This window comes from Oleiphilus sp. HI0117 (genome assembly GCF_001635235.1).
This window is the reverse complement of the sequence record NZ_LWGA01000975.1, coordinates 1-10,164: the sequence shown is the minus strand read 5'-3', so window position 1 is coordinate 10,164 and position 10,164 is coordinate 1. Positions and strand designations below refer to the sequence as shown.

The following is a 10,164-nucleotide window of genomic DNA, read 5'->3' as shown; positions in this document are numbered from 1 at the left end:
TACCGAAACTTTGAATAATCACCTTTTCCTGATCAAAGATTTTTTTCAGTGGTTCTCGTCTCATTATTTCAGCAATGATGAAAGCGAGGTTTTCAGTGCGATTCGAAGGGTAAAATTTAAGCATTAAATAATCAGTCAGATTTGAGAGTTGCGTGCGAAGAGCTAGCGCTATTTCTTTATTATCGTTGATACGTTAACTGAAATCATCAGGACTTTCACCTGCTTTTCGCGCTTATTTCAACTACGAGTCATCAACTTAATCGGCAAACTTAATGTAAGCTCTCAAGACATGAGCGGAAGTCCTTATTCATTGATATTATTGGATTTTTTGCTAACAAATAAAGTCGACGCCTGCATTGTTTTTTTGTATCATGAGAGTGTTTTTTGAACAGAGTCACATTTAAACCGTGAACAAAAAGCATTGCTTGTTTTCAACATTACAAATGAATATATTTCTTGCTGCGATATAAAAGTATCCAAGAATAATAGTTTTTAAAACATACAAATATAACGTCACCTGGCATGTTTTATTCACCGAATTAAACAGAGTCCAGTTAGGGGCCAAAAGCTTGCACGGTTCTAAAGGAAAGAAAAAACAAATCGGAACATGGTCCAAACTCGTGGCACTGTGCACCAAGTCCATGGGCGGATACTATCGCGCCAATGGCACTGTTGTTCGTGACCTGGCCAGCGATAAGGCGAGTGATGAAGCAGACGAGCCGATCTATGTTGAAACCGATGTTGCTTTTGCCAGCCTCAATGAGCGCACTCATGCTCGAATCAGGCACCAGGAAACCCTAAGACAAGCAAATATTGAAGCAATATTAGCAATTGCTTCCGGTCTACTAGGACAAAAAGTTACGGCTAAATCCGTAGATTCAGATTGGGCAAATATATTCTTTGACTACGCCCAGAATGTTAGTAGCAGCCCAATGCAAAGCCTCTGGGCCAGAGCTCTACTTTGTGAGCTAAAACGACCTCATTCAATCTCCAAGCGTAGCCTGAACTTTCTATACCATTGTGACGCTTGGGAAATTACTGCCTTTAAGAAGGTTTCCAACTATGCCTTTATCGGCCATAACGGTCACCCTTTTGTGTTTCGCGCCAACAACAGCTTAACGAAGGAAGATGATATATTTTCCGAGCTGCGCCTACTATCACACTGCGTCAATGCAGGTATGATTGCAAGAGACCCTAGTGAGCTACTAGTTGGCTACGAGTTTTATTACCGTAAAACGCGACATAGTGTTAGCCACGACTTTACCGCTCCCGGCCAAGGCGTCGGTTTCTATACCCAGGCATTCACCAAAACAGGTAGCGACTTACTCAAAATAATCGGTGGCTTAGACTCAATCCCAAGCAGTAACTTACAAAGAAGAGTCGTCTGGGAATACTTATCTGACTTTATCGATATTGAAGCGGCAACAGCTAATAGCAACAAAAGCAGCACCCTTAAAGAATCTATCGCCGGTTAAATCGCACGCTCCAAAATTATCAAAGAGTTAGTGAAGTACTTAAACTAAGCCCGAAACAAAAAAACCGACAATCAATGTCGGTTTTTTTATGGGTGAGAAAAGGAGCTTAACCCTGATCGCGCCCCTTACCTGCAGCGATACGTAAACGTAGAGCATTCAATTTAATGAAACCTTCAGCATCTTTCTGATCATATGAACCACCGTCATCTTCAAATGTAGCGATACTCTCATCAAACAAGGTTTCTTCAGATTTACGACCGACAACCACAACGTTACCCTTATAAAGCTTAACGCGAACAACACCGTTTACATAATGCTGTGTTTCATCTATCAAGGCTTGAAGCGCTTTACGCTCAGGGGACCACCAGTAACCGTTATAAACCAACTCCGCATACTTAGACATAATACTGTCTTTCAAATGCGCAGACTCTTTATCGAGAGTCAAAGATTCAATCGCACGGTGAGCCTTAAGCATAATCGTGCCCCCTGGCGTTTCATAGCAGCCTCGAGACTTCATACCTACATAGCGGTTTTCAACGATATCCAAACGGCCGACACCATTATCACCACCGACCTTATTCAAGGTCTCAAGCACGGTTGCCGGGCTCATCGCTTCACCATTGATCGCGGTGATATCGCCTTTCTCATATGTCAGTTCGATATAAGTCGGTGTATCTGGAGCGTTCTCAGGAGAAACAGACCAACGCCACATTTCTTCTTCAGGCTCATTCCAAGGATCTTCTAGCATATCGCCTTCATAAGAAATATGTAGCAAGTTTGCATCCATAGAATAAGGAGACTTACCTTTCTTCTTTTCAACTTCGATACCGTGTGTATCACAATAGGCTAACAAGCTTTCACGAGAGTTGAGATCCCATTCTCTCCAAGGTGCAATGACCTGAACACCCGGCTTAAGTGCATAGGCACCTAACTCAAAACGAATCTGGTCATTACCTTTACCGGTCGCACCGTGAGAGATAGCACAAGCACCTGTTTCATTAGCAATTTCGACCATTCGCTTGGCAATTAAAGGACGAGCAATAGACGTACCTAACAGGTACTCGCCTTCATAAATAGTATTTGCTCTGAACATCGGGAAAACATAGTCACGAACAAATTCTTCGCGCACGTCTTCAATATAGATTTCTTTAACACCCAATGCTTCTGCTTTGGAACGTGCAGGTTCAACTTCTTCACCTTGACCAAGGTCAGCTGTGTAGGTAACAACTTCACAGTTGTATGTTTCCTGTAACCATTTAACGATTACAGAGGTGTCTAGACCACCAGAATAAGCCAAGACAACTTTGTTAATTTCTGACATAGAAAGGCTCCAACTATCGAAGATGCAGACAAAACAAGCTGTCACTCTTCAGCCACAAACAGCTAAACGAGTGAAATCCTGTTCCGCTTAATAATATTCATTACGAAAAGGCGGCTATTCTACTTGCTGTTGGGCCACAAATACAAATATTGCCGAGATATTTACTGTATTACGCTTAATCTAGATCGCGAACCAGCCGAACGGTGCTACGTCTATTCAGTTTCTTATTCTTTTTGGTGTTATTTTTAGCCACCGGATAACGCTCACCATGGTAACGTGTACGGATAATATCGGCTTCCAGACCATTATTGATTAAGTAATCCCTAACGGCTTGCGCGCGTGCTTTAGATAAGCGCCGGTTATAAATTCTACGGCCAGTACTGTCTGTGTGACCATCAACATAAATAGCTGTCACACTCGAGTCATTTAAGACATAGAGAACCACCAAATCCAGTGACTTTATATCACGCTCGGTTAGATCTGACTTATCAGATTCAAAATGCACACGCGTTTTCTCGACCTGCCTAAAATTAACCGGCAACAAACCTGCTATACAATCAAGATAGCCATTATAGATTGACTTGAAATTAACACTATTAATTCTAACCCTGATTGAATCATCGCTGTACCAAGCTTTCCGGGTAAAAGTTGGCGTCATGCCTTCTAATAGGCCCTGCATCATATTAGTCGCTTTAGCTCTAGGCACACTTAAAGGCTGATCACTATCTACAACGTCGACATAACCCAGATCCTGAATTACCTTGCCCGGCTTCCAAGATGAAGCCTCAACCACTAACGCCGCTTTACCCGGTTTCATAGGGTTATTATTAGTCATCGTATAGAAGCGCAGGTTCTCTCCTGCTTCATGATAGAAGACACCCTTACCATAATAAGGAATATCATGAACCAGACTGCATTCGAATATAGAGGAAGACAGGTACCACTGACTCTGATCCAGCTCTGCGCTATAGGTTTTGGCATGGGCAAGGCTTGATAAGCAAGCTATCACGACTCCTAACATTAAGCCTCTTACAAAAGTACTACCGCGCTTCAAATCGGACACCTCACAAATTCTCTTACCATAATAAATCGGATCAGCTCTTTTTGTAGCAAGCCCCTAATAAGGTATTTTCCAAGTCACATAAAAACTGAAAACAAAACCTGGCAATTCTTTGCCCTATCATAACCTTGCTCTGATATACTGTCGCTACAACTTGGCCGACTTAGCCACGCAACGGAACAAATAAGGACAAACCGTGCCAAACCAATCTGAAAAATGCAATTCTCACGCCATATCCAATCGCTTTCGGGGCTTTCTTCCAGTCGTGATTGATGTTGAGACCGCTGGCTTTAACGCAAAAACCGACGCTCTACTAGAAATAGCCGCTGTTATTATCAGCATGAAGACCGATGGCGATCTCTACCTAAAAGAAACTGTACATTGCAATGTAGAGCCTTTTAGAGGAGCAAATCTTGAGGCTTCTGCGCTAGAATTTACCGGAATTGATCCGCACAGCCCTTTTCGTAATGCTCAACCCGAAAAGCTAGCCCTAGATAAAATATTCACACCTATTCGAAAAGCAGTGAAGGAAACTGGCTGTACACGAGCTGTACTTGTGGGTCATAACGCAACCTTTGACCACAACTTTGTCTTTGCCGCAGCAGAAAGAGCCAATATTAAGCGCAACCCTTTTCACCCCTTTTCGACATTTGATACAGCAACGCTGTCGGGTTTGGCATATGGCCAAACCGTTCTCGCAAAAGCCTGTGGAGCGGCAGGAATTGAATTTGATGGGAAAGCCGCTCATACCGCAAAGTATGATACGGAGAAGACAGCAGAACTATTCTGCAAGATAGTCAATAAGTGGCAACACCTCGGCGGCTGGCCCCTGTCCTCTTAAGCACTTTCTACTAAGATAAGCCAGACAGCAGCTGCGCGCTTCAGATATCGCCACCTAGGGTTTGTTCGTCTGGCTTTGTTTCCTGGGCCATACCAAACTAAACTTCGCTCCACCCATATCACTTCTGCCCAAGAAGGCTTGCCCCCCATGCCAATAAAGAATACGGCGTACAATTGACAAGCCTAGGCCATAACCCCCTGAAGCACGTGTGCGACTATCGTCCAAACGCGCAAACGGCGTAAAGACAGACTCCCAATCTTCCTCTGGAATACCAGGGCCATCGTCTTCAACATCTACACGACATGTCTCTGCATCAAAAGAGCAAACAACTTTTACCCTTCCTTGAGCATAGCGTGTCGCATTACCAACAAGGTTTTGAATCGAACGATGTATATAACGTGTTTCAACCTCTGACATTTTCCATACATCAGAGCCCTCTTTAAACTCAGAGAAAATACTCATATCTGGCTTAACAAGGCCTTGCTCGGAAACAACTTGATCAACAATTGCGCTAATATCAGCTTCCTGAAATGCCAAGATTGGCCCGCCCTGCTCAAGTCGAGCATAGGTCAATATCTCATCAATTAATTCGTCAAGCTCCTGAATATCGCCATCGATCCCCTTTACTTGCTTTTGCAATGCTTCCTCGGAGGGACAGTCTTCAATCATTTGTACACCAAAGCGTATTCTAGCAACAGGGGTTCTAAGCTCATGCGATACAGCATGGATCATTTCTTTCTGCACATACATCAGGCGCTGTATATGGTCGGCCATACTATTGAAAGCACCACCTAAGCGACTGATCGCATCTTCACTTCCCGCCCCGGATACACGAGCATCTAGCTCACCTCGCGAAATACGACTTGCCGCTGTTTCAATAGAGCGTAAACGGCGACTGAACCCCTCTACCAGGTAATAAACAAAGAGCATAAGCACTGCAACACACAGGGAAACCAGTGCAACGAACAAAATAAATGAAAAACCGGAGAACACTTCACCATACTCTAGACGAAGCAGTTCTCCGCTCTTCAAGCGCACATAACTAAATAAACCATCTTCATCAAGACCGTCATGAAAACCCTGTTTGGCAATATCATTTAATACTAACTGAGAACTTACCGAACTCGTCTCTTCCAATTTAGCAATCGAGACATTAAGCAGTGATTCAATGCTTTCAAGCTTGCTCAACTCCGTCGCATCAACCAGTAATTCGCTTACAAGAAGACGAAAAAGTGCTGAAAACTGCTTATCGCGCAAAGACTCAAAAACTAACAACTGCTCGCTAGAATTTTGCTGCTGGATAATCGCTCTAAGGTAGTCACCTTCCAGGGACACAAGCAGTCGTCCATACATCAAACGCTCTTGCTCTACCGCACTTAGACCTAATGATTCATAATCAGATAGGTAAGTATGTTCAGGCAGCTTTGAATGATCTTCACTGATTACACGGGATAGTTCGGTCATAGGAGTAACCAGCAAATCATGCCAGTAGTGCTCTTCCCTAACCTGATTAGAGACTTTAACCAGACCAAGACTAAAAAGGCCTAGCACAGTGATCACTGAAACTAGGCCAATAAAAATACGAATTAGAATTTTCTTCAAAACCAAAACTCTTTAAATAATTTGGCAAGCCGAGCTTGAGAGACTTATAAACTAAGCCTCTTTTACAAACAAATAGCCCTTGCTTCGAACTGTCTTGATCCTTCGTGGGTGAACCGGATCATCACCTATTTTCGGACGAATTCTAGAGACTCGAACATCAATCGAACGATCTTGACCATCATATTCGATACCGCGCAAGTTAGTAAAGATTTCTTCACGGCTCAGCACGTTACCTGCATTACTGGATAATAACCAAAGTAAGTCAAACTCTGCACTGGTTAAATCGATACTTTCATCGTCCAACCATGCCTCTCGCATTGAGCTATCAACAACCAGGTTGTTAAATACCAAGCGGGTCGCATCAGCTGCCTGACCTGACTCTGCACCAGCATCTGATGATTGGTCAACATGCTCATTAATCCGACGAAGTAAGGCGCGAATTCTTGCTAGCAGAACCCTAGGACGAACAGGCTTAGACATATAATCATCGGCCCCCATTTCCAAACCTAGTACCTGATCTAGATCGTCAGTTCGCGCAGTCAACATAAGAATCGGTCCATTATAATTAGGACGCACCTTACGACATATTGACAAGCCATCCTCACCTGGAAGCATCAGATCCAACACTACCAGATCAGGCTTTTCATTGACGATACGATCAACTGCATGAGAGCCATTACCTTCAACCGAAACGACAAGCCCATTACTCTCCAAGTATTCCTTGGTGAGATCAGCTAAACGCTCATCGTCTTCAACTATTAAAATTCGCCAAGCGTCGTTTTGTTGTTCAACTTCCATCTGTATTTTCTTATCTTAGTTCGTGATTTGGGATTGCATGGAGACCCGAAAGGTACTGATATTCCATACATTTTTCCGTTATGTAACAGTAAGTATATATGCAGCTTCAAAAAACACATGAAAAATTGCATATTTTTTATTCTAGCTAAATTTTACGCAGCTTCGACCACTTCGATTATCTCAATCTCAAAATTGAGAACCAAGCCTGCTAAAGGGTGGTTTGCATCAACCAGGACGAAGTCTTTTTCTACTTTAACAACCTGAACAACCTGCGCATCAGAGCCGGTATTGGTCTGGAACTTCATACCTTCTACAACATGCTCTACTCCTTCAAAAGCTGACATAGGTACTTTTGACACAAACTCCGGGTTATGCGCACCATAAGCCATTTCTGGCGGCACCTGCACTTCCAAGCGATCACCCGCTTGCCTCCCCTTTACAGCTTCTTGAAGCCCTCGAATCACGGAAGCACCACCAATCTCAATTACCATTGGTTCGCCACCTTCTGAAGTATCGACTACTTGCCCATCATCATTCTTCAACCAATAGTTAACTTTATATACTTGCCTTTCTGCCATTATTTATCACTCTTGTTAATCAGACCGGCTTGCCAACCAATCTACAGCTATGCGCCAGGTATTTTGCGGCGCTTTGTTACCAGCAAAGACGCCCGCATGCCCACCCGGAACAACACAAAACTCTTTATCTTCTGAAGAGACTATATCCAAAACCTTGTGCGCAGCACTTACACTCACCAAATTATCAGACTCGCCTGCAAATGCCAGAATCGAGCATCTAATTTGATTAAACTCGGCCATCACCTTTCCAATACGCATTTTTCCTTTAGCCATGGTGTTATTGATCATCATATGAACCGCCATTTCCCGAATGGTACGCCCTGGATAATCTACCATGTCGTCAAACCACTTGCTCATAGTCAGACTTTCTTCCAAATACTCCCTATCCCATAAATTCAAAAACTTCTCATACGTATTAATCACTGAGCCCATTGGGTTAGTTAATTTAAACACTAGCGATGAAGTCCATCCAGGCACATGAAAATAGCGTGTCGGTAAATCAAGTAAGGAAAAATTAAGCACGTTGGAAACCAGGTGCGCTGGCTTATATATTGCCGACAAAACCTTACCTGCTGCGCCGCTCTGATGCATATCGATCGGACTCGCGACTGTCACCAGGTTTTTGACTGATTCATCACCTGAAACCGCCAGATACATAAGAGAAAGCAAGCCACCCATGCAGTATGCAAAGATTGACACCTCCTCCTCATCAGAATGCGTAATGACAGCATCCATGATCATTGGCATCCACTCTAGCACATAGCTTTCCAGCGACAGGTTTTTATGATCTGCGGTTACATCTCCCCAATCAACCAAGTAAACATCATAACCATTCGCTAAAAAATAACGAACAACACTTCTATGCGGCATCAAATCAAATATCATTGATGTTGCGGCTAAAGGCGGCACCAAGATAACGGGCGTTTTGTGTCGCTTTTTCTCTACCTTGATTTTCTCACCCGCGATCTCAATCTCATCATCCTCTAATGGGTGATAATGACGAACTGACATGATGCCATCTTGAAAGATTTCATCGAATGAACTCAAGTTTGAGATATTAAAGTTCTCCGAAAAAGCAAACTGCTCCACACCATTAAGAACAGATAAAAAAACTTTATCTAGCAATCTTAGCTTTTTCTCAACCATCTATAGCTACAACCCTGTTAACAATAAAAAGATATCTCACAGTTATTATCTTAGCCCCACAAATAAAAAAACCCCAGCACAAGCCGGGGTTTCTATAGTAGTACTACTGGCTTCCTAGCCTAAGAACTTGATCATAACGCCCGCAGCAACTGCAGAACCGATAACACCTGCTACGTTTGGCCCCATCGCATGCATCAACAAGAAATTCTGAGGATTATTATCCAGACCAACCTTATTCGATACACGAGCAGCCATTGGAACAGCTGATACACCAGCAGATCCAATCAGAGGGTTAACTTTGTTAGTACTAAATACGTTCATCAACTTAGCCATGATTACACCAGTACCGGTACCTACTGCAAATGCAGCCATACCCAAGAACAAAATACCCAGCGTTTGAAAATCAAGGAATTTGTCTGCACTTAATTTAGAACCAACAGAAAGGCCTAAGAAAATAGTTACGATGTTAATCAAAGCATTCTGGGCTGTATCAGAAAGACGGTCCACAACGCCCGACTCTTTCATCAAGTTACCAAGACAGAACATACCCAAAAGAGGCGCAGCATCAGGAAGACAAAGTGCAACCAGAATCAATACAATAATCGGGAAAAGAATTTTTTCCAATTGATTAACTGTACGAAGCTGAACCATCTCAATCTTACGCTCTTCAGGAGTAGTCAAAGCATTCATAATAGGAGGCTGAATAACAGGAACAAGCGCCATATACGAATAAGCTGCGACAGCAATCGCGCCCAATAGGTGCGGTGCTAGTACACTTGATACGAAGATAGAAGTAGGTCCATCTGCACCACCGATAATACCGATCGTAGCAGCTTCTTCAATCGTAAATGAAACACCACCAATTTGCATACTTGTGAGGAAAGCAGCACCTAGAACGGTACCGAAAATACCAAACTGCGCAGCAGCACCTAGCAAAATAGTTTTAGGGTTAGCCAGCATTGGACCAAAGTCCGTCATTGCACCAACACCCATAAAGATAAGCAAAGGACCAACCATTGAGCCAATTACTACGTTATAGAAGTTTGTCAACATGCCATTAGCGTAACCCGCATCACTAGCAACGTTATGAGCTGCAGCGGCAGTAGCACTATCTGCCATTTTATAAGCGTCTTTAAACGCATATAAGGTCTCTTGCGTCATTTCCTGACCGGCTTCAAAAGGAACTTTCAAAACCTCTGCCAAAGCCATCATTACTTCAGGCTTGTGAAAATGTATCGCATTTTCAGCGGCCGATAAAGCAAGTCCAGCCTCTGGAATATTAGCCAATATCCCGCCCATACCAATAGGCAATAGCAACAAAGGCTCAAAGCCTTTTTTAATAG

Annotated in this window: 9 protein-coding genes; 2 read left to right on the top strand and 7 right to left on the bottom strand. The window is 43.2% G+C overall.

Annotated elements, in window-relative coordinates; all coding sequences use genetic code 11:
- The first annotated feature begins 569 nt into the window (after nt 1–569).
- Complete coding sequence (locus A3757_RS17495) at nt 570–1,475, top strand: DUF2806 domain-containing protein (RefSeq protein ID WP_156490393.1); 906 nt, start codon at nt 570–572, stop codon at nt 1,473–1,475.
- A 106-nt stretch (nt 1,476–1,581) separates the two neighbouring features.
- Here the strand turns inward: A3757_RS17495 and A3757_RS17490 are convergent, their stop codons facing one another.
- Nucleotides 1,582–2,796: an argininosuccinate synthase gene (locus A3757_RS17490; protein ID WP_068507850.1), complete on the bottom strand. Its 1,215-nt coding sequence runs from the start codon at nt 2,794–2,796 to the stop codon at nt 1,582–1,584.
- Nucleotides 2,797–2,971: 175 nt separating this feature from the next.
- Nucleotides 2,972–3,850: an OmpA family protein gene (locus tag A3757_RS17485; RefSeq protein ID WP_231875515.1), complete on the bottom strand. Its 879-nt coding sequence runs from the start codon at nt 3,848–3,850 to the stop codon at nt 2,972–2,974.
- 202 nt (nt 3,851–4,052) lie between these two features.
- Between A3757_RS17485 and rnt the strand changes: the two genes are divergently transcribed.
- On the top strand, nt 4,053–4,697 hold the full coding sequence (gene rnt / locus A3757_RS17480) for a ribonuclease T (RefSeq protein WP_068507852.1): 645 nt from the start codon (nt 4,053–4,055) through the stop codon (nt 4,695–4,697).
- A 54-nt stretch (nt 4,698–4,751) separates the two neighbouring features.
- Here rnt and A3757_RS17475 read toward each other — a convergent pair whose 3' ends face one another.
- From A3757_RS17475 to A3757_RS17455, 5 genes are all read right to left on the bottom strand, one after another.
- Entirely contained in the window at nt 4,752–6,299 is a 1,548-nt protein-coding gene (locus A3757_RS17475) for an ATP-binding protein (RefSeq protein WP_068507854.1), read from the bottom strand.
- 51 nt (nt 6,300–6,350) lie between these two features.
- On the bottom strand, nt 6,351–7,097 hold the full coding sequence (locus A3757_RS17470; protein ID WP_068507858.1) for a response regulator: 747 nt from the start codon (nt 7,095–7,097) through the stop codon (nt 6,351–6,353).
- 152 nt (nt 7,098–7,249) lie between these two features.
- A complete protein-coding gene (locus A3757_RS17465; RefSeq protein WP_068507860.1) occupies nt 7,250–7,675 on the bottom strand; it encodes a peptidylprolyl isomerase in 426 nt (141 codons plus the stop codon).
- Between the two features lie 15 nt (nt 7,676–7,690).
- Nucleotides 7,691–8,800 carry an alpha/beta fold hydrolase gene (locus A3757_RS17460; RefSeq protein WP_231877449.1) on the bottom strand — a complete coding sequence of 370 codons (1,110 nt, stop codon included), beginning with the start codon at nt 8,798–8,800 and terminating at the stop codon, nt 7,691–7,693.
- A gap of 135 nt (nt 8,801–8,935) precedes the next feature.
- Nucleotides 8,936–10,164 (bottom strand): sodium ion-translocating decarboxylase subunit beta (locus A3757_RS17455; protein WP_068740008.1); only part of this gene is annotated, 1,229 nt, incomplete at its 5' end.